21 protein-coding genes are annotated in these 24,686 nt (G+C 72.2%); 11 read left to right on the top strand and 10 right to left on the bottom strand.

All coding sequences use genetic code 11. The features are described from left to right. Window positions 1-60 precede the first annotated feature (60 nt). The 10 genes from P8T65_RS44300 (at window position 61) to P8T65_RS44345 (ending at window position 12,134) form a co-directional block, all read left to right on the top strand. The gene (locus P8T65_RS44300; RefSeq protein WP_316731079.1) at window positions 61-573 is read left to right on the top strand and encodes a hypothetical protein; all 513 of its coding nucleotides are present in this window, start codon (window positions 61-63) and stop codon (window positions 571-573) included. Between the two features lie 409 nt (window positions 574-982). Next, a complete protein-coding gene (locus P8T65_RS44305) occupies window positions 983-3,142 on the top strand; it encodes a hypothetical protein (protein WP_316731080.1) in 2,160 nt (719 codons plus the stop codon). 92 nt (window positions 3,143-3,234) lie between these two features. Beyond that, the gene (gene pelF / locus P8T65_RS44310) at window positions 3,235-4,743 is read left to right on the top strand and encodes a GT4 family glycosyltransferase PelF (protein WP_316731081.1); all 1,509 of its coding nucleotides are present in this window, start codon (window positions 3,235-3,237) and stop codon (window positions 4,741-4,743) included. Further along, window positions 4,740-6,158: a hypothetical protein gene (locus P8T65_RS44315; RefSeq protein WP_316731082.1), complete on the top strand. Its 1,419-nt coding sequence runs from the start codon at window positions 4,740-4,742 to the stop codon at window positions 6,156-6,158. Before pelF ends, P8T65_RS44315 begins: the two co-directional genes overlap by 4 nt. A gap of 79 nt (window positions 6,159-6,237) precedes the next feature. Continuing rightward, window positions 6,238-7,239, top strand: coding sequence for a GDP-mannose 4,6-dehydratase (locus P8T65_RS44320; RefSeq protein ID WP_316731083.1), 1,002 nt, complete (start codon window positions 6,238-6,240; stop codon window positions 7,237-7,239). 41 nt (window positions 7,240-7,280) lie between these two features. After that, on the top strand, window positions 7,281-7,994 hold the full coding sequence (locus P8T65_RS44325) for a sugar phosphate nucleotidyltransferase (RefSeq protein ID WP_316731084.1): 714 nt from the start codon (window positions 7,281-7,283) through the stop codon (window positions 7,992-7,994). A gap of 7 nt (window positions 7,995-8,001) precedes the next feature. Continuing rightward, window positions 8,002-9,072 carry an NAD-dependent epimerase/dehydratase family protein gene (locus tag P8T65_RS44330; protein WP_316731085.1) on the top strand — a complete coding sequence of 357 codons (1,071 nt, stop codon included), beginning with the start codon at window positions 8,002-8,004 and terminating at the stop codon, window positions 9,070-9,072. Beyond that, window positions 9,069-9,731, top strand: a complete 663-nt coding sequence (locus P8T65_RS44335) for a spherulation-specific family 4 protein (protein ID WP_184898159.1) — start codon at window positions 9,069-9,071, stop codon at window positions 9,729-9,731. Before P8T65_RS44330 ends, P8T65_RS44335 begins: the two co-directional genes overlap by 4 nt. Beyond that, a complete protein-coding gene (locus P8T65_RS44340) occupies window positions 9,728-10,531 on the top strand; it encodes an endo alpha-1,4 polygalactosaminidase (protein ID WP_316731086.1) in 804 nt (267 codons plus the stop codon). Before P8T65_RS44335 ends, P8T65_RS44340 begins: the two co-directional genes overlap by 4 nt. 373 nt (window positions 10,532-10,904) lie before the next feature. Next, complete coding sequence (locus tag P8T65_RS44345; RefSeq protein WP_316731087.1) at window positions 10,905-12,134, top strand: SpoIIE family protein phosphatase; 1,230 nt, start codon at window positions 10,905-10,907, stop codon at window positions 12,132-12,134. Window positions 12,135-12,225: 91 nt separating this feature from the next. Here the strand turns inward: P8T65_RS44345 and ligA are convergent, their stop codons facing one another. The 6 genes from ligA to P8T65_RS44370 all read right to left on the bottom strand — a co-directional run bounded on the left by ligA (window position 12,226) and on the right by P8T65_RS44370 (window position 19,190). After that, window positions 12,226-14,328: an NAD-dependent DNA ligase LigA gene (gene ligA / locus P8T65_RS44350; protein ID WP_316731088.1), complete on the bottom strand. Its 2,103-nt coding sequence runs from the start codon at window positions 14,326-14,328 to the stop codon at window positions 12,226-12,228. Window positions 14,329-14,971: 643 nt separating this feature from the next. Next, complete coding sequence (locus P8T65_RS44355; protein WP_316731089.1) at window positions 14,972-16,426, bottom strand: glyceraldehyde-3-phosphate dehydrogenase; 1,455 nt, start codon at window positions 16,424-16,426, stop codon at window positions 14,972-14,974. A 103-nt stretch (window positions 16,427-16,529) separates the two neighbouring features. Then, window positions 16,530-16,937 carry a helix-turn-helix transcriptional regulator gene (locus P8T65_RS47565; protein WP_399102695.1) on the bottom strand — a complete coding sequence of 136 codons (408 nt, stop codon included), beginning with the start codon at window positions 16,935-16,937 and terminating at the stop codon, window positions 16,530-16,532. Next, entirely contained in the window at window positions 16,873-17,235 is a 363-nt protein-coding gene (locus P8T65_RS44360) for a hypothetical protein (RefSeq protein WP_316731090.1), read from the bottom strand. The genes P8T65_RS47565 and P8T65_RS44360 overlap by 65 nt, the downstream gene beginning before the upstream one ends. A 38-nt stretch (window positions 17,236-17,273) precedes the next feature. After that, entirely contained in the window at window positions 17,274-17,522 is a 249-nt protein-coding gene (locus P8T65_RS44365; protein WP_316731091.1) for a hypothetical protein, read from the bottom strand. 378 nt (window positions 17,523-17,900) lie between these two features. Beyond that, window positions 17,901-19,190: an alpha-L-fucosidase gene (locus tag P8T65_RS44370; protein ID WP_316731092.1), complete on the bottom strand. Its 1,290-nt coding sequence runs from the start codon at window positions 19,188-19,190 to the stop codon at window positions 17,901-17,903. Window positions 19,191-19,624: 434 nt separating this feature from the next. Between P8T65_RS44370 and P8T65_RS44375 the strand changes: the two genes are divergently transcribed. Next, window positions 19,625-20,047, top strand: coding sequence for an SseB family protein (locus P8T65_RS44375; protein WP_316731093.1), 423 nt, complete (start codon window positions 19,625-19,627; stop codon window positions 20,045-20,047). Between the two features lie 71 nt (window positions 20,048-20,118). Here the strand turns inward: P8T65_RS44375 and P8T65_RS44380 are convergent, their stop codons facing one another. The 4 genes from P8T65_RS44380 to P8T65_RS44395 all read right to left on the bottom strand — a co-directional run bounded on the left by P8T65_RS44380 (window position 20,119) and on the right by P8T65_RS44395 (window position 24,684). Next, window positions 20,119-20,520: a MarR family winged helix-turn-helix transcriptional regulator gene (locus P8T65_RS44380; protein ID WP_184898178.1), complete on the bottom strand. Its 402-nt coding sequence runs from the start codon at window positions 20,518-20,520 to the stop codon at window positions 20,119-20,121. Between the two features lie 66 nt (window positions 20,521-20,586). Continuing rightward, a complete protein-coding gene (locus tag P8T65_RS44385; RefSeq protein ID WP_316731094.1) occupies window positions 20,587-20,940 on the bottom strand; it encodes a glyoxalase in 354 nt (117 codons plus the stop codon). Next, a complete protein-coding gene (gene glgB / locus P8T65_RS44390; RefSeq protein WP_316731095.1) occupies window positions 20,937-23,291 on the bottom strand; it encodes a 1,4-alpha-glucan branching enzyme in 2,355 nt (784 codons plus the stop codon). Before glgB ends, P8T65_RS44385 begins: the two co-directional genes overlap by 4 nt. Window positions 23,292-23,295: 4 nt before the next feature. Further along, window positions 23,296-24,684 carry a maltokinase N-terminal cap-like domain-containing protein gene (locus P8T65_RS44395; protein WP_316731096.1) on the bottom strand — a complete coding sequence of 463 codons (1,389 nt, stop codon included), beginning with the start codon at window positions 24,682-24,684 and terminating at the stop codon, window positions 23,296-23,298. Window positions 24,685-24,686: the final 2 nt, after the last annotated feature.

The following is a 24,686-nucleotide window of genomic DNA, read 5'->3' on the forward strand; positions in this document are numbered from 1 at the left end:
GTCGGGGCAGACGGTGTGCCCGGCGGATGCCTAGCCTCCCGGCCCATGCGATCACCACTGATGAGACGCTTCGGCCTCGGCGCCGTACTCGCCCTCGCCCTCGCCGTGTTCGGCATGGCCCCCGGTGCGAGCGCGGCCGCCCCGGCCCCTGCGGAGCTGACGTTCGCCACCGACAGCGCCACCACCACGCCCGGCGGCACGGTCGACCTGTCGATGACGATCACGAACAACCACACCTACGACGTCTGGTTCGTCTACCAGACCATCGAGCCCACCTGGCTGACCAACCAGCGCCCCGACCTGAAGTACTCCTTCACCGGCTGCAGCCTCGCCACGGCCGCCGGCGCCACCCCCTGCGCCGGCACCGGCCCCGCCGACCTCGGCACCAACTACGGCGCCACCATCCCGCCCGGCCAGAGCCGTACCGTCACGCTGACGCTCCAGGTCGCCGGTGACTCCGGCTGCAACGGGAACATCGGCTTCTACTCGTACTACTACGCCGAGTTCAGCGACAGGACCAACGTCAGCGGCGGTCCGGTGTTCACGCCCGAGACCCGGGTGCTCTGCGCCTGACGGCCCGTCGGTGAGGTGGGCGGCCGTGACGGGAGTGACCTGAAATGATCTGCGATCAGGTTTCCGTCACGGTCTGGACCACTGGCGAACGAACTGGCGGACCCCGGCGGCCCGTCGACCCGCCCCGCAGGGCCCGGACCAGCGCGCCGGGCCCTCGCGGTCGTCGTGCGCCCCGTTCGGGGGTGGATGAGAAAACGTTCAATTCGGTTCCAGGTGCGCCCACTTGGACACCTGCACTTTTCCGTCATGTTTCGCAGCATGACCACGAAAGCCACACACAGACACCACTATGTGACGCGACGGATGCGTCGACGACCGGGTTCAGAGGGGGACGCCGGCGTCACGCAAGGGGGTGCGTCCGCTCCAGAAGAGACGTGCTCACCCCTGCCCGGGGAGGGGACTTCACCGCATGAAGCGGACTTCACGCACCACCGTGCTCACGGTGGGCGCGCTCATCGCCGCGCTCGGCCTGCCCGCCGGTCCGGCCCACGCCGACGACCCCGCACCCCGCATCGATCTGCGGGTCCTGGTGGTCAGCGACGGTGGCCCGTCCACCGACGCGATAGCCGCTGAACTCACCACCGCGGGCACGCCGTACACCGAGATCGAGCTGACGAGCTCCGACCGGCCCGTGATCGACGCCGGCTTCCTCGCGGACACCGTCGACGGCCGCCCGCGCGCCAAGTACCAGGCGGTCGTACTGCCCAACGACAATCCGTTCCCGGCCGGCTCCACCGAGATGACTGCGCTCGCGGAGTACGAGCGCACGTACGCCATCCCCCAGGTCGACGCCTACACCTACGCGCGTCCGGAAGCCGGTCTGCAGTACCCGGTGTACGGCGGCTACTCCGGCGGCCTCGACGGCGCCGAGGCCCAGGTGACCGACGCCGGGAAAGCGGGCCCCTTCGGCTACCTCGACGGCGCCGTGCCCTTCGAGGACAACGACCCCGCCGTCGGCGAGAGTTACGGCTATCTGTCGAGACCGGTGGCGGGCGCCGACTTCACGTCCTACGTCGACGCGGCGATCCCCGGCCAGTCCACGCGCGGCAGCCTGGTGGGCGAGTACCGCCACGACGGGCGGCGCGAACTCGTCGTCACCTTCGTGTACAACCAGTACCAGCAGCAGTTCAGGCTGCTCGCCCGCGGCATCGTCGAGTGGATGACCGGCGGGGTGCACCTGGGCGCCACGCGGAACTACTTCGCCGTGCACGTGGACGACGTGTTCGCCGCCGACGACCGCTGGAACACCGAACTCAACTGCACGCCCGGCGACGTCGACTGCGCCGACCCGAACGTCGAGCCCGACCCCATACGCATGACCCCGGACGACGTCGACCACGCCACCGCCTGGCAGACCGCCAAGGGCTTCACCCTCGACCTCGCCTACAACGGCGCCGGCAGCGTCGACCACCGCGAGGACAACAACGGCGACGACGCCCTCGCCGACCGGTTCGTCGCGGAGCGCAACCGCTTCCGCTGGATCAATCACACCTACTCGCACCCCTTCCTCGGCTGCGTCCAGGACACCAGCGTGGTCCCTTGGCGATGCGCGACCGAAGCCGACGGCTCCACCCGGTGGGTGAGCCGCAACGACATCTCCGACGAGATCGCCACCAACCGCGTCTGGGGTGAGACGGCCGGACTCCCCCTGGAGGAAGACGAGTTGGTCACCGGTGAGCACTCCGGCATGAAGGTGCTGCCGCAACAGCCCGCGGACAACCCCAACCTGGCGCTCGCCCTCGACGACAACGACATCGCCTGGCTCGGCTCCGACAACTCCCGCGAGCCCGTCCAGCGGCAGGTCGGCCCCGCCACGACCGTGCCCCGCCACCCGATGAACGTCTTCTACAACGCCGGCCGCGCGGCCGAACAGGTCGACGAGTACAACTGGATCTACACCGGCCGCGCACAGGGCGGCAGCGGCATCTGCGAGGACAACCCCGCCACCACCACCTGCCTCACCGCACCGCTGGACCCGGCCACCGGGTACGAAGAGGTCATCGTGCCGCTGGAGAAGCGGATCGCTCTCGGCCACGTCCTCGCCGGCGACCCCAAGCCGCACTTCATCCACCAGTCGAACCTGGCCGAGGACCGCATCGCCTACCCGGTGCTCGACGGCGTCCTCGACGGCTATGCGGCCCTGTTCGCCGAGAACACCCCCGTGGTCAACCTGCGGATGAAGGACATCGGCGCCGAACTCCGCCGCAGGGCCGCCTGGCAGGCCGCGCTGCAGGCCGGTGACGTCACCGCCCATCGCATCGGCGACACCGTCACCGTCGAGGCACCGGACGGCCTGGCGATCACCGTCACCGCGCCCACCGGCAGCACCCTCGCCGGTTCCGCCTTCGGCGACGCCTACGCGGGCTCCGTCTCCGGCTGGACCCCCTCCACGGGCGCCCCCCTCTCCCTCGGCCTGCCCGCCTCCGCCGGCCCCTCGGCCGCCGACGCCTCCGGGCCCGTCGAGACCACGGCCCCCGCACCGGACACCCGAGTTCCAGCGGGCGTGAGCGAGAGAGTGCCGTACACCGCGGAATCCGTCACCTCGGACTCCACCACCGCGGACGACTGACCCGCGGCACCCGCCCATCGAGCCGTCCCGGCCGCACTGCACCGGCCGGGACCGGCAGGAACCACCCCACACCACGGCCGTGGAGCACACCGATGCCCGTTCCGCACGACGCGCGCCGACTCGGCGCGGCGCGCGTCACCCTCCTCACCGAAGGCACCTATCCCCACAGCCACGGCGGCGTCAGCGTCTGGTGCGACCAACTCGTCCAGGGCATGCCGGACCTCGACTTCGACGTCATCGCCGTCACCGGCACCGGACGCGAACCCCTCGTCTGGGACCTGCCCGCACACGTCGTCCGTGTGCTGTCGGTCCCCATGTGGGGCGACCCGCCCGAGGGCCGCGAGCCCCGGGGCCGTGCCCGTCACCGGCTCGTCGGCGCCTATGAGCGGTTCCTCACCGCCCTGCTCGACCCGGGGGCCGAGGACGGCTTCGCGCCCGCCCTGTACAAGCTGGCCCGGGCAGCGGAGGACGGCGCACTCAGCCCCTACCTGCGCTCGGACCGGGCCATCGCCCAGCTGACCGCCGTCTGGAACCGCCCCGGCCTCGCCGTCCGCGAGGCCCGCCCCACGCTGCACGACGCGCTCACCGCGACCTCCCTGCTCGAACACGCCCTGCGCCCGCTCGCCGCACCGGCTCCCGAGACCGGCGTCGCGCACGCCGTCAGTGGCGGTGTCGCCGTCCTGCCGGGCCTCACCGCTCTCGAACGGCACGGCGTCCCCCTGCTGCTGACCGAACACGGCGTCTATCTGCGCGAGCGCTACCTCGGCTACCGCACCGCCCCCTACCGCTGGCCCGTGAAGGCGGTCGTCCTCGGCTTCTTCCGCCTCCTCGCCGAGGAGACCTACCGGCGGGCGGCCCTGATCACCCCGGGCAACCGCTACAACCGGCTCTGGGAGGAACAGGGCGGCGCCGACCCCGAGTCGATCCGTACCGTCTACAACGGCGTCGACCCCGCCGCGTTCCCGCCCGCCGGGCCCGAACCGGAGACGCCCACCCTCAGCTGGGCGGGCCGCGTCGACCCCATCAAGGACCTGGAGACCCTCATCCGGGCGTTCGCCCTCGTCAGGGCGGAACTCCCGGGCGCGCGACTGCGGTTGTTCGGCGGGACGCCGCGCGGCGGCGAGGCCTACCGGGACCGCTGCGAGGCCCTCGCCGCCGAGCTGGGCCACGGCGACGCCGTCACCTTCGAGGGCCGCGTCGACGACATCAAGGACGCCTACGCCGCCGGCAACGTCGTCATGCTCTCCAGCATCAGCGAAGGCTTCCCCTTCACCCTCATCGAGGCCATGTCCTGCGGGCGGGCCACCGTCTCCACCGACGTGGGCGGTGTACGCGAGGCCGTCGGCGACAGCGGGCTCGTGGTGCCGCCGCGCGACCCGGAGGCGATGGCGAAGGCCGCGCTGGAGCTGCTGGGCGACCCGGCGCGCCGCCGGGCCATGGGGGAGGCGGCCCGGCTCCGGGTGATCGAGCAGTTCACCCTCCGCCGGACCATCGACACCTTCCGCTCCATCTACCTCGAACTGCCCACCCTGGAAAGGCGATCGGCGACCGTCGACATCCCGGCGCCGACGCCCGCTCCGATCAGCACGGTGGCCGGATGAGCGGCCCCCTGTCACTCGAACCCGGCGGCGTCGAACAGGACACCCTCGCCATCCGGCTGGCCGACCGGCGCCGCCCGCGCCGCCGCCCCAGCTGGGCCTTCGGTGACGACACCACCCTCACCATCCGGCTCCCGCACCAGGGCCCGGACGAGGACGCGGTCAACGCACTCGCCGCCGAACTGGCCGACCGCGTCGGCCCCGCCGTCCACCCGTACGAAGTGGCCGCCCTGCTGGAGGCGGAGGGCCTGTCCGCCTCCCTCATCAAGGAACGCTACGGCCACCCGAACCTGTTCTCGCTGGCCTCGGCCCTGTACGAACGGGTGCCGAGGACGTTCCCCGAACCCGCGCCGGGCGTCGACCCCTGGCGCCCGGACACCCCGCGCTGCCTGCTGCGGGGCCTCCTCTTCGCACTGCCAGGCCTCGCCTATCTGCTGACCGCCCCGCTGTGGAACCCCGGCGCGCACGCCCCCGCGCTCATCGTGGCGGGACTCGTCTCCTGGGCCTGGGGCCAGGCCCTCGGCCACCGTGCCCATCTGCGGATGGCGACCGGGCCGCGTGAGGCGGGCCGTACGCTCCTGACCGGCGCGCCCGTCGGAGCGCTGCTCGCCACGGCCGTCGCCGCGCTGCCCGCCGACGGCGGACCCGTGACCCTGGTGGCCGCCGCACAGTCCGCGTACCTCGCGGCGGCCGGCGTCCTGCTGGTACTCGGGCGGGAACGCCAACTCCTCGCCGCGCTCAGCCCGTTGATCGCCGGGGCCGCCGTCCTCCCCTGGTGGGAACCGGGACCGTGGCTCCGCGCCGGACTGCCCCTCCTCGCCCTGCTCGCCACCCTCGCCGTCACCGGCCGGACCCTGCGGACCACCCACGCCGCACCGGCCGTCCCGGACGCCCGCCGCCCCCGCCCGCTGTGGTCCCTGCCGTACGGCCTCTTCGGACTGGCCGCCGGTGTCCTCGTGCTGCTGGAGGGCCGGCAGGAGCCGTACGCGGTGATCGTGCTGACGGTGAGCATGGGCCCCGCGGAATGGCTGCTCCACCGCTACCGGGGACTGTCCGTCTCCGCGCTGCGTGCCGTCGCGACCCCCGCCGGGTTCCTGCTGCGCTCGGCAGGCATCCTCGGCCTCTGCCTGCTCGCCTACCTGCTGCCGCTGCTGCCCGCAGCCCTGCTCACCGACGCCGACCCCGTCCCGCTGCTGCTGCTCGCCGCCGTCCTGTGGACCGCGCTGCTGCTGCAGGCCTTCGGGGCGGCCTGGCCGTCGGCCGCCATCTGTCTCGCGGCGGCCGGCGCCGCCGGGACGGTCACCCTGCTGCGCCTGCCACCGGGCGACCTGGCGCTGCCCCTGTGCTGCGCCGCCGCCGCGCTCTGTCTGTCGGCGTGCGCGCTGCGGCTGCTCGGCCGGCCCGCACCGCACGCCTGAGCCCCGTGCTCACCACGACCACCGCACACCCCCCCACGTGCCACCCCCACACAACCGACCGACCGGAAGGACACACCAGTTGACCTCCGCACCGCTCGCCGCCGTCACCGGAGCCGAGGGCTTCATCGGCTCGCACCTGACCGAGGCGCTCGTCGCCTCCGGACACCGGGTCCGGGCCATGGCCCAGTACAACTCCTTCTCCTCCTACGGCTGGCTGGAGACCCTGCACCCGGACGTCCTGGACCAGGTCGAGATCGTCCTCGGCGACGTCCGCGACCCCGGCTCCGTTCGCGGTCTCCTCGACGGCGCCGACACCGCGTACCACCTGGCCGCCCTCATCGCGATCCCGTACTCCTACCAGGCGCCGCACAGCTACGTGGACACCAATGTCACCGGCACCCTCAACGTCCTGGAGGCCGTCAGAACCCTCGGCACACCCCGCCTGGTGCACACCTCCACCAGCGAGACCTACGGCACCGCGCGGACCGTGCCGATCACCGAGGACCACCCCATCAACACCCAGTCCCCGTACGCCGCCTCGAAGGCCGGCGGGGACCGACTGGCCGACAGCTACCACGCGAGCTTCGACACCCCGGTCGTCACCCTGAGACCCTTCAACACCTTCGGGCCCCGCCAGTCGATGCGCGCGGTGATCCCCACGGTGATCGGGCAGGTCGCGGCGGGGGAGCGCACCATCACCCTCGGCGATCTGCGCCCCACCCGGGACTTCACCTTCGTCAAGGACACCGCGCAGGCGTTCCTGACCGTCGGCACCGCTCCCGCCGACAAGGTCGTGGGCCGCACCTTCAACGCCGGCACCGGGTGCGAGATCTCCGTCGGCGACCTAGTCGCGCTGATCGGCAAGGTCATGGACAGCGCACTCGACGTCCGCGAGGACGAGGCACGCATCCGGCCCGCGAACTCCGAGGTCATGCGGCTCGTCGCCGACGCGAGCCGGCTGACCGCCGCCACCGGCTGGCAGCCCGCCCACACCCTGGAGGAAGGCCTCGCGCACACCGTGGAGTTCTTCCGCGACCCGGCCAACCTCGCCCGCTACAAGACCGGCATCTACAACATCTGACTCCCGTCCACGCACGGCACGAAGCACGAAGGAGGAGCACCATGCACGCAGTGATCCTGGCGGGAGGCAAGGGCGTCCGGCTGCGGCCCTACACGACCGCGCTGCCGAAGCCGCTCGTCCCCATCGGCGACCAGCACGCCATCCTGGAGATCGTGCTGCGCCAGCTCTCCACGGCCGGCTTCACCCATGTCACCATCGCCATCGGCCACCTCGGCGAGATCATCCGTGCCTACGTCGGCGACGGCTCCCAGTGGGGCCTGACCGTCGACTACGCCCCCGAGGAGAGCCCGCTGGGCACCATGGGCCCGCTGCTCAACCTGCGCGAGAAGCTGCCCGAGTCGTTCCTCGTGATGAACGGCGACATCCTCACCGACCTCGACTACGCCGACGTCCTGCGCCGGCACCGGGATTCCGGGGCGCCGCTCACCATCGCCACCTACACCCGCGAGGTCCACATCGACTTCGGTGTCCTGACCACCGACGACAGCAAGGTCGTCGCCTTCACCGAGAAGCCGAGCATGGACTACCGCGTCTCCATGGGCGTCTACGGCGTCTCCCGCTCCACCCTGGAGGGCTACACCCCCGGACTGCCGCTGGGTTTCGACGAGTTGGTCCTCGATCTGATAAGCACTCAGAACCAGCCGCACGCCTACGACTTCGACGGGTACTGGCTGGACATAGGCCGACCGGACGACTACGACCGGGCCAACGCCGAGTTCACCACCCGCAAGTCGCTTCTGCTCAAGGGAGCCTGAGCACCACATGCGCATTCTCGTCCTGGGTTTCACCGGCTATCTGGGCACCCATGTCGTCGAGGGGCTGCGTGGCCTGCCGGGCGCGCTGGTCCTCGGCGGGGGACGCGGACCCACCGCCGACCACACCGTGGACCTCGCCACCATCGGCCCACCGGAACTGGCGAAGATCCTGGCCTCGGCCGCACCCGACACCGTGGTCAACTGCGCGGGTGCGACCGGCGGCGATCCCGTGACCCTCGCCGAGGTCAACGCCCGTGGCCCCGCCGTTCTGTGCGCCGCGCTCCGCGAGGCCGCCCCGGGCGCCCGGCTGGTGCACCTGGGCTCGGCCGCCGAGTACGGGCCCGGTGTCCCGGACATCCGGGTCACGGAGTCGGCGGCCACCCGTCCGGTCGCCCCCTACGGCGCTACCAAGCTCGCGGGCACGGTCGCCGTCACCGCCTCCGGCCTGGACGCGGTGGTACTGCGCGTCGGCAACCCGGTCGGCCCCGGCGCGCCCCCGGCCGGCCTCCCCGGCCGCATCGCCACGCTCCTCCGCACGGCCGGCCCCGACCCCGACGCGGTCCTGCCTCTGGGCGACCTCTCCGCGTACCGCGACTTCGTCGACGTACGCGACGTCACCCGGGCGGTCGCCCTCGCGGCCACGGCTCCCGGTCCGCTGCCCCGCATCCTCAACATCGGCGGAGGCAGGGCCGTCCCGGCCCGCGAGGTGGTCCGGGGCCTGGCGGCCAAGGCCGGCTTCCGCGGCCGCATCGAGGAGAACGCGCTGGGCGCGGGGGCGCGCGGCCGCCCGAGGGCGGTGGGTGTCGCGGGGCCGGGTAGGGGTGGGGCCGGTCCCTCCTCCCCTGCGACGCCCGCCGAGGCCGGGGTGGTGACAGCCCCTGGGGCTGCCGTCCCGGCGTCGACGGCCGGTTCCGTCCGATCGGCGGACGTGTCGTGGCAGTGCTCCGACATCACCGCCGCCGAGGCGGCGCTCGGCTGGCGGCCCCTGCACAGCCTGGACGACGCGCTCACCACGCTGTGGGAGAGCGGACGGGAAGACAACGGCGGGGGCGGCGGGAAAGGTGACCGTACGTCGTGAGTCTGCTGATCCCGCTCTACGTCCACCCGGCCGAGGACCCGGGCGCCTGGCACCGTCTGATCACGGCGGCGCCCCGCACCTACGCCGTCGTCCTCAACCCCGCCAACGGCCCCGGCGACGTCCCCGACCCCGCCTTCACCGCGGCGGCCGGGGCCCTGCGCGCGGCCGGGGCCCGGCTGCTCGGCTACGTCGACACCGACTACGGGGTGCGCGACCGCGCCGAGATCGCCGACGACGTACGCCGTCACCGGGAGTGGTACGCGGCCGACGGCTGCTTCCTCGACCAGGTGACGGCGACCCCGGACGGCCTGCCCGCCTGCCGCAGGCTCGTCCGGGCCGTCCGCCGGCTCGGCGCCGCCACCGTCGTCCTCAACCCCGGCGTCCACCCGGCGCCGGGCTACGCCCGTCTCGCCGACCTGACCGTCACCTTCGAGGGACACTGGTCGACGTACGTGTCGGCGTTCAGCCGGCCCGCCTGGGCCGCCCGCCACCCGCCCGAGCGGCTCTGCCACCTCGTCTACGGCGTCCCCGAGGCCCTCGTCCCGCTCGCCGTGCGCACCGCGCACGACCGGGGCGCCGCCGTCTGCGGCCCGGTGACCGGGGAACCACCCAACCCCTGGGCCCAGTTGACGCCCGCCCTCACCGGGACGGACCGATGAGGAGGCCGACGTTCGCGTACGCGGCGCTGCTGGCCGCCCTGGTGGCCTCGACCCTGGCGGGCTGCGGCGACTCCGAGCCGGACAACGAATCCACGTCCGGGCCACGCTGGAATCCCCGGCCCGGTCTCGCCTGGCAGTGGCAGCTGGACGGCAGGGTCGACCCCTCGGCGGACGTCCCCGTCTACGACATCGACGGCTTCGAGAACTCCGCCGCCGACGTGGCCCGGCTGCACCGGGACGGCCGCAAGGTCATCTGCTACATCAACGTCGGAGCCTGGGAGGACTTCCGGCCCGACAAGGACGCCTTCCCGCGCTCGCTGCTCGGCGAGGAGAACGGCTGGGCGGGCGAGCGCTGGCTGGACATACGGCAGGTGGACGTCCTGCGGCCCCTCATGGAACGCCGCTTCGACATGTGCCGGGACAAGGGCTTCGACGCGGTGGAGCCCGACCTGATGGAAGGCTACGGCGACGACACCGGCTTCCCCCTCACCGCGCGCGACCAGCTGACCTACAACCGCATGATCGCCGACATCGCCCACGAGCGCGGCCTGGCGGTGGGCCTGAAGAACGACCTGCCCCAGATACCCCAGCTGCTGGCCGACTTCGACTTCGCGGTCAACGAGGAGTGCGCCCAGTACGACGAATGCGCGCGGCTCTCGCCCTTCATCGAGGCCGGCAAGGCGGTTTTCCACGTCGAGTACACCGAACCCAGGAGCCGCTTCTGCGCGGAGTCCCGCCGGCTCGGGCTCTCGTCCATGGTCAAACGACTGGAGCTGGGGGTGTGGCGCCAGCCATGCTGAGCGCGGGCCGCCCAGGTGGACGCCGCCCCGCGGCCGCCCCACACCGCGTTCCGCCGGGGCGTGCATCTGCCCGACGGGCCCACCCCCGAGGGGTTCCGGCGCGTGGGGATCGACATCGGTCCCCTCCTGCGGGAGGCCGCCGAGCTGTGTCCGGCCACGAGGACACGTACGGCATGGGCTCGATGCGCGACTTCCTCCCGCGCACCGCCCGCTGACGACCTCCGGCGGCGCCCCCTCGCGTCCGCGACGCTGTGTCGTCGCTCGTGCAACCGTGCGTGACGGACGGTTCTCCTGGAACGAGAACCGCGCCCACGCGGCTCTCGGCTCCTATGGTGGAGATCACAGGCTGGCAACGGACGCTGAGGCGGCGACCATGGCGGATACGGCGATCGACTACGCGGCGGTGTTCCAGGCACTGCCGGGCATGGTGGCGCTGCTGACACCCGAGCTGGTGTACGCGGACGCGAACGAGGAGTTTCTGCGGATGTCGGGGCGCACCCGCGAGCAGGTGGTGAACCGGTATCTCTTCGACGTCTTCCCCGACAATCCCCGGGACCCGTCCGCGAGCGGGATGCGGAATCTGGCGGCCTCGCTCAACCGCGTGGTGGAGACCGGTGAGAGGGACTCGATGGCGTTGCAGCGCTACGACGTGGAGTCGGTGGAGCGGCCGGGGGAGTGGGAGGAGCGGTACTGGAGCCCCGTGAACGCGCCGGTGCTCGACTCCGACGGGAAGGTGGTGCTGCTGATCCACAAGGTGGAGGAGGTCACCGAGCTGATCCGCGCCCGCGAGCGCGCCCCCGGCGACCGGGCCCGCGTCATGGAGGCCGAGCTCTACACCCGCGCGCGGGAGCTGCAGGAGGTCAACGAACGGCTGCGCGAGGCACACGCCCATGAACGGGACGTCGCGCTCACCCTGCAGAAGGCGATGCTGCCCGCGCCCGACCCGATCGGGAACCATCGGGCGGCCGTCCGCTACCAGCCGGCGACGGACGCCCTGAACGTGTGCGGCGACTGGTACGACCTGGTCGACCTGTCCGGCGTCGACCGTGTCGGGATCGCCGTCGGTGACGTGGTCGGTCACGGTCTGGCCGCCGCCTGTGTCATGGGCAAGCTCCGCAGCGCGCTGAGCGCCGCGTCCCTGGTGGCCGACGGTCCCGCCCAGGCGCTGGACGCGCTCGGCCTGTACGCCCGCTCCGTCGACGGCGCCGAGAACACCACTGTCGTGCAGACCTGCGTCGACTGGGACACCCACACCATCAGCTACAGCAGCGCGGGCCATCTGCCACCCGCCCTGCTGTGCCATGACGGCACGGTCGTCTTCCTCGACGGGGCCACCGACCCGCCGCTCGGCGCCCGCCCCGAGCACACCCCCCGCCCCGAGGCCACCCTGGACTTCACCGAGGGCGACACCCTGGTCCTCTACACGGACGGTCTGATCGAACGCCGTGACGAGGACATCTACGCCGGCCTCGGCCGCCTCGCCCAGGCGCTCACCCGCCATCGCCGCTCCGCCCCCGAGCTTCTCGCCGACGCCCTGCTCCTCGACCTCCTCCACCACGGCCGCGCCACCGACGACACGGCCCTCGTGATCCTTCGGCTGTGAGACGCACTGCCGGTGGCCGCCACGGGCACCGGCCGCCGAGCCACCCCGAGGCCCCGCCGCGTGACGCCGCTCACCGCGGCGCCACGAACGGTCAGTCCAGGAAGTCGGCCACCAGCGCGGCGAACTCGTCCGGGCCGGCCAGGCGGATGCCGAGGGCCTCGGCCTTGGCACGCTTGGAGCCGGCGTTCTCTCCCGCGACGACCAGGGACGTCCTCTTGGAGACGCTGGAGGAGGCGCGGCCCCCGGCGCGCTCGACGAGTTCGTTCATCTGGTTGCGGCTGAGCTTCTCCAGGACGCCGGTCATCGCGCCCGTGACCACCACGGCCATCCCGGCGAGCGGCCCGCCCGGGGCCCCGGCGCCCTCCTCGGCGGCGGAGTCCTCGGCGTCGGGGGAGTCCTCGCCGGCCGGCGCGGGAGGTGTGGCGCCCGGCTCGGTCATGTTCACCCCGGCAGCCACGAGCTTGTCGATGAGCGGGGCGAGCTCGGAGAGTTCGGCCACGATCGACGGGGCCTTCTCGGTGCCGATGCCCTCGACCCGCTGGATCGCCTCGGCGTCCGCGGCCCGGATGTTCTCCATGGTGGCGAAGTGGCGGGCGATACGGCGGGACATGGAACGTCCGGTGCCCCGCACCCCCAGCGCGCACAGCACCCGCGACAACGGCCGCCCCTTGGCAGTCTCCAGCGCGGCGAGGAGATTGTCGGTGCTGGTCTCCCCCATGCGCTCCAGCCCGAGGAGCTGCTCCCGGGTGAGGGCGAACAGGTCCGCGAGGTCGGCCACCAGGCCCGCCTCGACGAGCTGGACGACCCGGGTGTGCCCGAGCCCCTCCACATCGAGCTGGTCGCGGCCGACGGCGTACGACAGGGAGGCCACCAGATGGCAGTTGCGGCCGTTCTCGCAGCGCCAGCGCTGCTCGCCGGTGTCGATGCCGGACCCGCATCTGGGGCACACCTCGGGGAACACGATGGGCTGTTCCTCGCCGGTGCGCAGATGGGCGACGGGCGCCTCCACGCGGGGGATCACGTCACCGGCGCGGTGCACCATGACATGGTCGCCCAGCCGCAGGTCGCGGCGCGTGATGTCGGCCGGGTTGTGCAGGGTGGCGTACGTGATGGTGGAGCCGTCGATCTCGACGGGTTCCAGCACACCGCGCGGCGCGATGATGCCGGTGCGGCCGACGTTCCACTGCACCTCCAGAAGCCGCGTGATCTTCTCGACGGCGGGCAGCTTGTAGGCGATCGCCCAGCGCGGGGCTCGGGAACCTGACCCGGCGGCCCGCTGGTCGGCGGCCAGGTCGGCCTTGACGACGATCCCGTCGATCCCGAAGGGCAGCCCGGCCCGCAGCGCGGCGATCTCCGTCACCCGGGCGAGCACCTCCTCGACGGAGGCGGCGGTGACACCGGGCACGGCCGTGCTCGCGGTGGTGTTGACGCCCAGTTCTGCGGCTCGCGACATCAGCTCGCTGTGGGCGAGTTCGGTCAGCCGGGCGGCGTCGACGGCGTCCGTGCCCGGCAGGGCCAGCAGCCCGTACCCGAAGAACGTCATCGGCACGGTGTAGGCACGCTCCTTGGCGCGCAGGGTGCCCGCCGCGGCGTTGCGCGGGTTCGCGAACGGCTGCCCGCCGTGCTCGGTGCGTATCTCGTTGGCGTGCTCGAACTGGGCGGTGGTCATGAGGACTTCGCCCCGCACCTCGACCGTGACCGGCTCGGTGAGCTCGTCCGGCAGCCCCTCGATGGTGCCGATGGCGTGCGAGACGTCCTCCCCGGCCGTTCCGTCGCCACGGGTGATCAACCGCGTGAGCCGGCCCCGTGTGTAGCGTGCGGCGACCGCGAGCCCGTCGAGCTTGGGCTCCACGCTGAACCGCTCCACGTCGTGCCCGATACGCCGGGCCAGCGACGCCGTCCACGCGGTGAACTCCTCGCCCGAGAACACGTTGTCCAGGCTCAGCATCGCCGCCGTGTGGGGCACGTCCCCCTCGACCGCGCCACCGGCGACCTTGCCGGTGGGCGAGTCGGGCAGGACCAGATCGGGATGCTCGGCCTCCCACGCCGCGATGCCGCGCACGAGCCGGTCGTAGGTGTCGTCGTCCAGCGCCGACGTACCCCCGGTGTAGTAGGCGGCCGAGGCCCGCACCGCGTCCTCGACGGCCTGTGCGTAGGCGGCGGCATCCACGATCACTGCAGCTGATGTCGTCATGCCCCCATCCTGCCGCCCACCACTGACAACGCCCCCGAACCGGCGGCGCGCGGGGCCTCAGCCCTTCGGCCGGGTGCAGCGGACACTGTTGCCGAAGGGGTCGCGCAGACCGCAGTCGACGCCGTAGGGGCGGGCAGCCGCGGCGCCTCCTTGCGGTACTGCCGCGGCGAAGTGCCGCGATGTCGCGGAAGGTGCGGCTGAAGGTCCCCGGGCCGGCGAAACGGAGCCGCACGTCCGTCAGGTCCATTCGCACGGGGAGGCGTTCCGCGTCCAGCAGTGCGCGTCGGCTGTTGAACCACGGTGTGTCGGCTCCGGCGAACGCCTCTCCTTGCCACAGTCCCAGAGCCTCCTCCCCGCACGCCACCGCCCGCTCGTCCGCGCCCGCCGGCGCGGCCCGGCTCGTCAGCTCGCGGAACCGGTGCGCGTCGACCGCCGACGGCTCGACGGCGATGCGGTAACCGCCCTGCTCGCGCACGATGTCCACGCCACCGGGGTCAACGCCCGGCCCCGAGGATCCGCCGTTGATGCGCGGGGCCGACCTCCAGGGCCCGTTCGTCAGGGTTCCGTGGAACGCGAACCGCCCGCCGGGCGGAAGGCCCGGCGGGCGGCGGGTGTCACATGGGAGGGCGCTCGGCCCGGTGGATCAGACCGCCGGTGCCGGGTACGTCGGGTACTCCACCCCGGAGACGTGCTGGACGACCCGGATGACCTGGCAGGAGTAGCCGAACTCGTTGTCGTACCAGAGGTAGAGGATCGCGTTGTCGCCGTCGACCTTGGTGGCACCGGCGTCGACGATCGAGGCGTGGCGGGAGCCGATGAAGTCGCTGGAGACCGAGTCGGGCGCGTTGGTGAAGTCGATCTGGCGCTTGAGCGGCGAGGTCAGCGAGACGCCCCGGAGGTAGTCGAGGACCTCCTCGCGGTCCGTCTCACGGCCGAGGCGCAGGCTGAGGATCGCGATGGAGACGTCCGGGACGGGGACGCGGATCGAGCTGCCGGTGATCGGCGCCTTCAGGTCGGGCAGCGCCTTGGCGACGGCCGAGGCGGCACCCGTCTCGGTGATGACCATGTTGAGCGGCGCGGAGCGGCCACGACGGTCCGACTTGTGGTAGTTGTCCAGCAGGTTCTGGTCGTTGGTGAACGAGTGGACGGTCTCCACGTGACCGCGCAGCACACCGAACTCGTCGTCCATCGCCTTCAGCGGCGGCACGATCGCGTTGGTCGTGCAGGACGCGCAGGACAGGATCTGCTCGTCCGGCTTGATCGTGTGGTGGTTGACACCGTGCACGATGTTCGGGACGTCGCCCTTGCCGGGCGCGGTCAGCACGACCTTGTCGATACCGGGACGCAGGTGTTTCGACAGCCCCTCGCGGTCGCGCCACTTGCCCGTGTTGTCGATGAGGATGGCGTTCTTGATGCCGTACTCGGTGTAGTCGACCTCGGACGGGTCGCCGGCGTAGATCACCCTGATCTCGTTGCCGTTGGCGTTGATCGTGCTGGTGGCCTCGTCGACGGTGATCGTGCCCTGGAACTGGCCGTGGATGGAGTCCCGGCGCAGCAGCGAGGCGCGCTTGACGATATCCTCTGCGGCCCGACCCCCACCGCCGCGCACGACGATGGCCCGCAGCCGCAGGCCGTTGCCGGAGCCGGCCTTCTCGATGAGCAGGCGGGCGACGAGGCGGCCGATGCGACCGAAACCGTAGAGGACGACGTCGCGGCCCTCGCCGCCCTCGATCTTGTTGGCGCCGGTGGCACCGGCGACGGCCTCGGCGGTGAACTCCGCGACCGACAGTCCCCGGTCGTCGGCCTGGTGGGCCTCGGCGAGCAGGCCGATGTCGATCTGCGAGGGGCCGAGGTCGAGCGTGGTGAGGGCCTGGAGGAACGGCAGGGTGTCGGTGACCGAGAGCTCCACGCCGGCGATCTGGCGGGCGAACCGGTGGGTCTTCAGGATGCTGACCACCGACTTGTTCACCAGGGAGCGGCTGTGCAGCAGAACCGTCACGTCCCGCTCGCGGTGCAGCTTCCCGATGATCGGGATCATCGATTCCGCGATCTCCTCGCGGTGCTTCCAGGCGGTGAACGAGTCCTCGTTACGAGTCACAGGTTTATCTTTCGAGCTAGGCGGCGCTCATATGCTAACCATCCCGCTCGGAGGAGACGCACCGAGGGGTGCGGATCGCATCCCGCCCTCTGGGCCACGCGGCTCAGGCGCCGCCCTCGCGCAGCTCGTCGCGGGTCTGCAGGGCCGCCAGTGCCGCCCGGGACATGACGCCCGTCTTGCGGTAGATGCGGGACAGGTGGGTCTCGACCGTGCGCGGACTGAGGAAGAGCCGCTCGGCGATGGGGCGGGACTGGTCAGGCCCTTCGCGACGAGGGCGGCGATCTCCCGCTCCCGCGCGGACAGCACGGCCAGCTCCTCGGACACCCTGTCGCGCGCCGACGCGCCGGCGTCCCCGCCCGTGCCCTGCGACGTCGCCGACTCCACGAAGACCGCCGGGCGGATCACCTCCGCGAGGCCCGTCAGCAGGTGTGCACCGGTCCCCTCGCTCAGCCGCACGGCGCGCTCCCACATGGCGCGGGCCGGGCGGCCTCCGTGAGCACGGCCACGGCATCCGGGGCGAAGCCGGTCAGCGCCCGCTCCATGTGGTGCGCACACTCGCTGACCGGCGCTTCGATCCGGGCCAGTTCGACGGCGGCGAGGTGGTGCATCCGGGTGCGCAGCGTGGGATCGATGCTGTCGTGGACTACGGACCGCAGCACCGGATGCCGGAGCGTCCAACGGCCGTCGGGCCCCGGCCACGCGAGATCCCGGGCGGTCAACTCACCGAAGTCCGCTTCGAGTTCGTGCTCGGGACGGCCGGTGACGGCCGCCACCAGAGCGGGTGCGGCGTGGCCGCCGAGCACGGCCACGGCCTGGACCGTCCGGCGCGGGCCGTCGGTGAGGGGTGTCAGTTCGTCCAGCAGCAGCGAGCTGAGCCCCGCCGGCCTGCCGGCCTGGAGCAGGGCGAGGAAGTACAGCGGTGCACCGTCCCGGCCTCCACTCCCCGGGTGGGGGAGGCCGCGGGCCGGGGCGCGGTCTGCCGTTCACGCCGGGCCACCACGATCACCACGGGAGCGCGCCGCGGCGGATGCCGGACGCGGTGGTCGAGGAGTTCCAGGGAGGCCGGGTCGGCCCAGTGCACGTCGTCGAGGGCCACCACGAGACCGTCGCCCGCGCGCTGTCCGGGCCAGGAAGGCCGCCGCCGCGCGTTGCAGGGCGAAACGGTCCATGCTGTGGACCGGTCGCCCGGCGGCGCAGCACCGTCATGCCCCTGTCCCGCGCCCGTGCGCAGAACTCGGAGACCAGCCTGCTCTTGCCGATGTCACCGGTGAGTGCGTCGAGTACGCCGGTGAGGCGGGCCAGCTCGGTCTCCCGGCTCACCAGAGGAGCCACGTCCCACGGCAATGCGATTCCCCCCGAAGCGGGCCCTGGGCCGTCCCGGGCCGATCCGGAGGTTCATGAACGCGAACCTCCGGTCGATTCCCGAGGACTGTACGTAGCCGCCGACACGCCCCCGCCGACGTGTCCCCGCCGGTCAGTCGCGCCCCGCGCCCCGGTAGAGGTCCAGCTCTCCCTCCAACTCCACGGCGAGGACGGTCGCGTACGGGTCGAGGTCGGCCTCGGCGGGCGCGTCGATCCACGTCACGCCGGGCACCGCGTCGAGACCGCCGACGACCCGGTGGTCCAGCTCGGTGCCCGCGCCGAGGACGGTGACCCTCTTGACCGGATTGCGCAGCCCCCGTACCGCCACGGACTCACGCGGTACGTCGAAGCACATCAGGTACAGGGTGCGCCGGTCGGCGGAGAGGGTGCTCGGACCGTAGTGGTGGCCTGCGGGGAGCCCGGCGACCGTGCCGTACACGGCGTCGGAGTGCCGCCCGATCCACGCCCCGAGCCCCTCCAGCCGCTCGACCTGCTCGGCGGGGATCGTCCCGTCCGCCCTCGGCCCGACGTCCAGCAGCAGATTGCCGCCCATGCCGATCGTCTCGGCGAAGTAACGCACCAGCTGCCGCACGGATTTGTGGTTGTGGTCCGCGTGCTGGAAACCCCATGAGTCGTTGATGGTCAGACACAACTCCCAGGGCCCTTCGGGCGCTTCGAGTGGCACACCCTGTTCCGGGGTGGCGTAGTCGCCGTACGAGAGCATGCGGGCGTTGAGCACGGTGTCCGGGTTCTCGCTGAGGATCAGCTCGGCCAACTCCCTTAGTCGCCACTGCTGTTCGGTGCGTTCCCACTCGCCGTCGAACCACAGCAGGTCGGGGCGGAACCGCTCGACCAGCTCGCCCACCTGGCCGTCCCGGTAGGCGAGATAGCGGTCCCAGGCGGCCGGGTCCTCCTCGCCGGGGGCGGCGTGGGAGTAGGGATTGGCGTCGTTGCCGCCCGGGTGCTCTTTCGTCCACCGGTCGATCTCGGGGTGGCGGGCACTGGCGTAGTCCGGGTGGTTCCAGTCGGAGTGCGAGTAGTAGAGGCCGACCTTCAGGCCCCGTTCGCGCAGCGCGTCGACGTAGTCGGTGATCAGGTCCCGACCCGCCGGCGTGCGGCGGACGACGCCCAGGTCGCCGTGGGCGGTGTCCCACAGGGCGACACCGTCGTGGTGGCGTGCCGTGAGCACCGCGTACCTCGCGCCCGCCCGGGCGAACAACTCGGCCCAGGCCGTGGGGTCGTACGCGGACGCGGTGAAGCCGTCGAGCTGTTTCATGTACTGCTCGTGCGTCACCTCGCCCCAGTAGAAGGACCAGGACTCCGGCACGCCGTCCACGGCGTAGATGCCGTAGTGGATGAAGATGCCCAGCTTGGCGTCGGGAAACCAGGGTTGCATGGTCATGCGGCCACGCTAGGACCGGGACCCCGGCGGGCGCGTGGGCGCGGGTCACCACTACTGGTTCATTCTCACCTGCCTCGGGCGCCGGCGAAGTCCCCGAGGCGCTTCGGCGGAGCGCCGGCCGCGCGACCTCTTCACACGGCGTCGCCGCCCCCGGCAAGAGCAGTCTGCGCATGTACGTCCTCGACGGCCCCGGGAAGATCGGCGCGGTCGGGCCCTACCTGAGTGACATCCGTAGCCCGAGGAGACATCCGGGGTGCCTCCGAGGCGACCACCCCCGTCGTGACCGGGGCTCTCGGCCCCCGGCGGCCCCTCGAGTTCCGTATGCATCGGCCAGGCAGAGGAATGCCCGCCCCGCCGTCGGGTACGCGAGGGGCGCAGCGCCCGGGACGGACGCCGTCCCGGGCGGCCTTTCCGCTACTAGCTGGGATCTTCCGATGGACATACCCGCCAATGGCCACACCCCGCACCAGGCCGTCTCGCCGGCCCAGCGGGCGCTGACCGCGCTCGCCTTCGACACCCATGACGCGGCCGCGCTCCACACGCTCGCCGACACCGACGTGCTGATCCCGGTCCCGGACGACGCCGACGAGGCGGCCGTCAACGATCCGACGGCCGTGGCGCTGCCCGTGCTGGAGCAGCCCGGCGGCGAGCAGATCGTGCCGGTCTTCACCTCGGAGCCCGCGATGGCCGAGCTCCTGCCCTATGTGTCGCGCTACCGGCTGGTGCCACTGGGCGCCCTGGCCTCCCAGTGGCCCGCCGACGCCGACCTCTCCCTCACCATCGACGCCGGCTCCCCGCACGGCCTCACCCTCGACGCCCACGACGTGGGCACCCTCCTGGGAGGTCAAGGAATCTGATCCGCACGGGGGAAACTCGCCCGAGGACGAGGGGACGGCCCGCAGACCGTTCCCGCGGCTCCGCGGGCGGGTCAGTCCTGCCGCAGCATGCGGGCCAGGACCTCACGCTGCAGGGGCTGGACCTCCGTGTGCAGTTCGCGGCCCTTGTCCGTCAGGGCCACCCACACACCCCGCCGGTCCTCCGCGCACACGGACCGCTCCACCAGGCCGTCCTTCTCCAGCCGGCCGATCAGCCGGGACAGCGCGCTCTGGCTGAGGTGAACCTTCTCGGCGATGTTCTGCACCCGGCACAGGTCCCCGGACGCGCTTGCGGCGGCCATCCCCGACGCGAGGATGTCGAGCACCTCGAAGTCGCTGGCGCCCAGCCCGTGCGGATGCAGCACGCGGTCGATCTCGCACATCGTGCGGGCGTGCACGGACAGGATGTCCCGCCACTGGTCCTCGAGCCGGACACCGGTCGTGTTCGCTGCCATATGTGCACGGTAACAGAGGGCGAAGCATTCGTTGTCCGTGCAACTAGTGCAGACGCAACCATCGCGCTACTCGGCAGCCGTGTCCTCCACCAGCCCGATCAGATTGCCGTCCGCGTCCTTCACCGAGGCGATCAGTCGGCCGCCGCCCACGTCGTGGACGTCCTCCAGCGTCTGCGCCCCGGCCTCCAGCAGCGCCGCGAACCTCGTGCGGATGTCGGTGACGTGCCAGTACGGCACCGGTCCCGTCATCCCCTTGGCGTGGCCGTTCGGGTCCAGCCCCACGTCCTGCCCCGCGTCCTTGAAGCCGACGTAGTACGCCGAGTCCGCGTACGGCTCGACCTGCAGCAGGGCGCTGAACAGGGCCTTCGCCCGAGCCAGGTCCTTGACGGGGTAGATGACGGTCTTCAGTCCGGCAGTCATGTCGCACTCCTACGGGGTGATCTCCGGTCGCCCGGATCAGCCCCCACGCTAGGGCGCACCGGCGCCGCCGGGCTTCTCCGATCCTGATCGGTCGCCCCGGGGCCGGGGGACCGCTCGGGGCGGAGCCACACCGTGGCCAGCGGGGGCAGCGTCAGCCGGACACTGGCCGGCCGCCCGTGCCAGGCGTGCGGCTCTGACTCGACGGGATGGGGATGCGTGACCCCGCCGCCCCCGTAGACGACCGCGTCCGTGTTCAGCACCTCGTGCCACACCGCGACGTCGTCCGGTACCCCGAGGCGGTATTCCTCCCGCACCACCGGGCTGAAGTTCGAGACGGCCAGCAGCGGCGTCCCGTCCGCGGCGAGCCGCAGGAACGCGAAGACGTTGTCCTCGGCGGCGTCCGCACTCACCCACTGGAAGCCGGCCGGGTCGGTGTCCCGCTGCCAGAGGGCCGGCGTCTGGCGGTAGGTCATGTTCAGGTCGCGGACGAGGTCCCGCACCCCCCGGTGGTCGGCCTCCGCGCCGTACCCCGGATCGAGCAGCCACCAGTCCGGCCCCTGAGCCTCCACCCACTCCCCGCCCTGGGCGAACTCCTGCCCCATGAAAAGGAGTTGCTTGCCGGGGTGGGCCCACATGAAACCCAGGTACGCGCGGTGGTTGGCGCGCTGCTGCCACCAGTCGCCCGGCATCTTCGACACCAACGCCCGCTTGCCGTGCACGACCTCGTCGTGGGAGATGGGCAGGACGTAGTTCTCGCTGTACGCGTACACCATCGAGAACGACATCTCGTTGTGGTGGTACTTGCGGTGCACGGGTTCGTGCTCCATGTAGCCCAGCGAGTCGTGCATCCACCCCATGTTCCACTTCAGCCCGAAACCCAGCCCCCCGCTGTCGGTCGGGCGGGTCACGCCGTCCCAGGCCGTGGACTCCTCCGCGATGGTCACCACACCGGGCGCCCGCCGGTACACGGTGGCGTTCATCTCCTGGAGGCAGGCGACCGCGTCCAGATCCTCGCGCCCGCCGAACACATTGGGCGACCACTGTCCGGAGTCCCGCGAGTAGTCGAGGTAGAGCATGGAGGCGACCGCGTCCACCCGAAGCCCGTCGACGTGGTACTCCTCGCACCAGTACACGGCGTTCGCCACGAGGAAGTTGCGCACCTCGGTGCGGCCGAAGTCGAACTCGTACGTCCCCCAGTCCGGATGCTCCGCCCGCCTGCTGTCCCCGGGCTCGTACAGCGGCTCCCCGTCGAAGCGGCCGAGCGCCCAGTCGTCCTTGGGGAAGTGGGCGGGCACCCAGTCCACGATGACCCCGATCCCGGCCCGGTGCAGGGCGTCGACCAGGTACTTGAAGTCGTCCGGGGTGCCGAGACGGGCCGTCGGGGCGTAGAAGCCGGTGACCTGGTAGCCCCAGGAGCCGCTGAACGGGTGCTGGGCGACCGGCATCAACTCGACATGGGTGAACCCGAGATCAGAGACGTACCCGGGCAGCACATCGGCGAGTTGACGGTACGTCAGTCCCGGTCGCCAGGACGGGAGATGGATCTCGTACACGGAGAACGGCGCCTCGTGCACCGGGACGTCACCGCGCCGAGCCATCCACTCCGCGTCACTCCACTCGTAGCGCGAGGCGTGGACGACGGACGCCGTCGCGGGGGGCACCTCCGCGCGGCGGGCCATCGGGTCGGCCTTCAGCAGACGCCGGCCGTCGCGCGCGGTGATCTCGAACTTGTAGAGGGCGCCCTCGCCCACCCCCGGCAGGAACAGCTCCCAGACCCCGGAGGAACCCAGGGACCTCATCGGGAACGCCGTCCCGTCCCAGCAGGCGAAGTCCCCGACCACCCGTACCCCCCGGGCGTTCGGTGCCCAGACGGTGAAGCGGGTGCCGGTGACGCCCTGGTGGGTCATGGGCTCGGCCCCGAGCGCCTTCCACAGCTGCTCGTGCCGCCCCTCCCGGATCAGATGCAGGTCCAGCTCACCGAGCGCGGGCAGGAACCGGTACGGGTCCTCCACCTCGTGATCGGCGTCCTCGTACGACACGAACAGCGTGTACGCGGGCACGGCGTCGAGCGGCAGGAGCACGGAGAAGAGACCGTCGCCCTCCGAGGCGAGATAGGTGCGCTCACCCGCGATCACGACGCTCACGGCGTGGGCGTACGGGCGCAGGGCCCGCACGGCGACCCCGCCGCCCGGCACCGGGTGGGCGCCCAGCACGGAGTGCGGATCGTGGTGTGTGCCGGAGAGCAGCCGTGCGCGCTCCTCGGGGGGCAAGGGAGGGGCGGCCACGGTCAGCCGGGGGCGGCGCCGGGGCGGGCCGGCGGACTCGGGGGGCGTGGTGTCACGCAGAGCCACGGCTTCAGTCTCCTCTCACGGCGAGACGCTCGATCGCCGCCATCGGTACGGGGAGCCAGTCGGGACGGTGACGAGCCTCGTAGAGAACCTCGTACACCGCCCGGTCCGTCTCGTAGGCGCGCAGGAGACCGTGCTTCTCGCGCGGGTCCCAGCCGGCGCGGGCGGCGTAGCCCGCGCAGTACTCCTCCCGGCAACCGCGCGCCCACTCCGGGCGCCAGGGCCGGCGCTGCCGGGCGGCGTAGTCGAAGGAGCGCAGCATCCCGGCGATGTCCCGCACCGGAGACTGCGTGCCGCACCGCTCGGCGAGCGGACGGGACGGCTCGCCCTCGAAGTCGATGACGAACCAGTCGGGACCGGCCCGCAGCACCTGCCCCAGGTGCAGGTCGCCGTGGACGCGCTGCGCCGGCGGCCCCGGGTCGCAGGCGAGCAGCGCGCGGAAGGCCGTGCGCAGCCCGGGGACGTACGGCCGCAGGGCCGGTACGGAGCGTGCGGCGGCGTCCAGCCGTTCGGTCATCGCGGCCGCCGTCCGCCCGGTCTCGTCGTGGGCCCCGGTGGGGAAGGCCGAGGCCAGCGCCAGATGCACCTCCGCCGTGGCCCGGCCCAGCTCACGGGCCTGTGCCGTGAAGTCCTGTCCGGCGGCGAGTGCGCCGAGTGCCAGCGTCCAGCCGTCCGACGCGTCGGGCAGGAACGGCTGCAGCACACCGAGCGTCGCCGGGAACGGATCGGTCGTCCGGAACCAGGCCACCGGCGCCGGCACCCGGCCGCACCCCTGCCCGGCCAGCGCGCCCGGCACCTCCAGATCGGGGTTCACCCCCGGCTGGACGCGCCGGAAGACCTTCAGGATGTACGCGTCCCCGTACACCAGCGAGGAGTTGGACTGCTCGGCGTCCAGCAGCCTGGGCGCCAGCCCGGCCGGTACCCGTGCGCCGGGGTCCGCCTCGAAACGCAGCGGGCCCGCCGAGCCGGGATGCCGCAGCCGTTCGAGGAGCAGCTCGGCCGACCGGGGGTCGTACAGCGCGTCGTACACCGTCAGACCGGCGAGCGGTCCCCCGCGCGCCTGTCCGATGAGCGCCCGGGCCAGGCGCGGCACCGGATGCTCACGCACCCCGAGCAGGAGCTGGTAGCAGTCGCCGGCCGGGGGCAGTCCGCCCGGCGCGGGCACCCCGCCGTGAGCGGGATGGCTCGGCTGACCGGTGTGCACGAGCAGATGCAGGCAGCCCGGATACAGCTCGGTCATCGACTGCAGGGCGAGCTCCGTGACCGGCCGGTCCTTGCCGGCGAACCAGCGCTGCCGCGGCAGCCATTCGCGCAGCATTCCCGCCAGCGAGGTCATGAGGCCGGCGGCGACCTCTTCGCCACTCGGCCGGAGCAGTGCGGATGCGGTCTTCGACATGG

Origin of the sequence: Streptomyces sp. 11x1 (assembly GCF_032598905.1) — a bacterium.
Taxonomy (GTDB): Bacteria; Actinomycetota; Actinomycetes; order Streptomycetales; family Streptomycetaceae; genus Streptomyces.

Bases quoted from the DNA above. Each gene is read 5' to 3' on its own strand.
- P8T65_RS44370 (WP_316731092.1), bottom strand. From the start codon at position 19,190: ATGACCATGCAACCCTGGTTTCCCGACGCCAAGCTGGGCATCTTCATC.
- P8T65_RS44300 (WP_316731079.1), top strand. From the start codon at position 61: ATGAGACGCTTCGGCCTCGGCGCCGTACTCGCCCTCGCCCTCGCCGTG.
- P8T65_RS44305 (WP_316731080.1), top strand. From the start codon at position 983: ATGAAGCGGACTTCACGCACCACCGTGCTCACGGTGGGCGCGCTCATC.
- P8T65_RS47565 (WP_399102695.1), bottom strand. From the start codon at position 16,937: ATGCCGTGGCCGTGCTCACGGAGGCCGCCCGGCCCGCGCCATGTGGGA.
- P8T65_RS44345 (WP_316731087.1), top strand. From the start codon at position 10,905: ATGGCGGATACGGCGATCGACTACGCGGCGGTGTTCCAGGCACTGCCG.
- P8T65_RS44380 (WP_184898178.1), bottom strand. From the start codon at position 20,520: ATGGCAGCGAACACGACCGGTGTCCGGCTCGAGGACCAGTGGCGGGAC.
- P8T65_RS44325 (WP_316731084.1), top strand. From the start codon at position 7,281: ATGCACGCAGTGATCCTGGCGGGAGGCAAGGGCGTCCGGCTGCGGCCC.
- P8T65_RS44375 (WP_316731093.1), top strand. From the start codon at position 19,625: ATGGACATACCCGCCAATGGCCACACCCCGCACCAGGCCGTCTCGCCG.
- P8T65_RS44395 (WP_316731096.1), bottom strand. From the start codon at position 24,684: ATGTCGAAGACCGCATCCGCACTGCTCCGGCCGAGTGGCGAAGAGGTC.
- P8T65_RS44330 (WP_316731085.1), top strand. From the start codon at position 8,002: ATGCGCATTCTCGTCCTGGGTTTCACCGGCTATCTGGGCACCCATGTC.
- P8T65_RS44385 (WP_316731094.1), bottom strand. From the start codon at position 20,940: ATGACTGCCGGACTGAAGACCGTCATCTACCCCGTCAAGGACCTGGCT.
- P8T65_RS44315 (WP_316731082.1), top strand. From the start codon at position 4,740: ATGAGCGGCCCCCTGTCACTCGAACCCGGCGGCGTCGAACAGGACACC.
- pelF (WP_316731081.1), top strand. From the start codon at position 3,235: ATGCCCGTTCCGCACGACGCGCGCCGACTCGGCGCGGCGCGCGTCACC.
- ligA (WP_316731088.1), bottom strand. From the start codon at position 14,328: ATGACGACATCAGCTGCAGTGATCGTGGATGCCGCCGCCTACGCACAG.
- P8T65_RS44340 (WP_316731086.1), top strand. From the start codon at position 9,728: ATGAGGAGGCCGACGTTCGCGTACGCGGCGCTGCTGGCCGCCCTGGTG.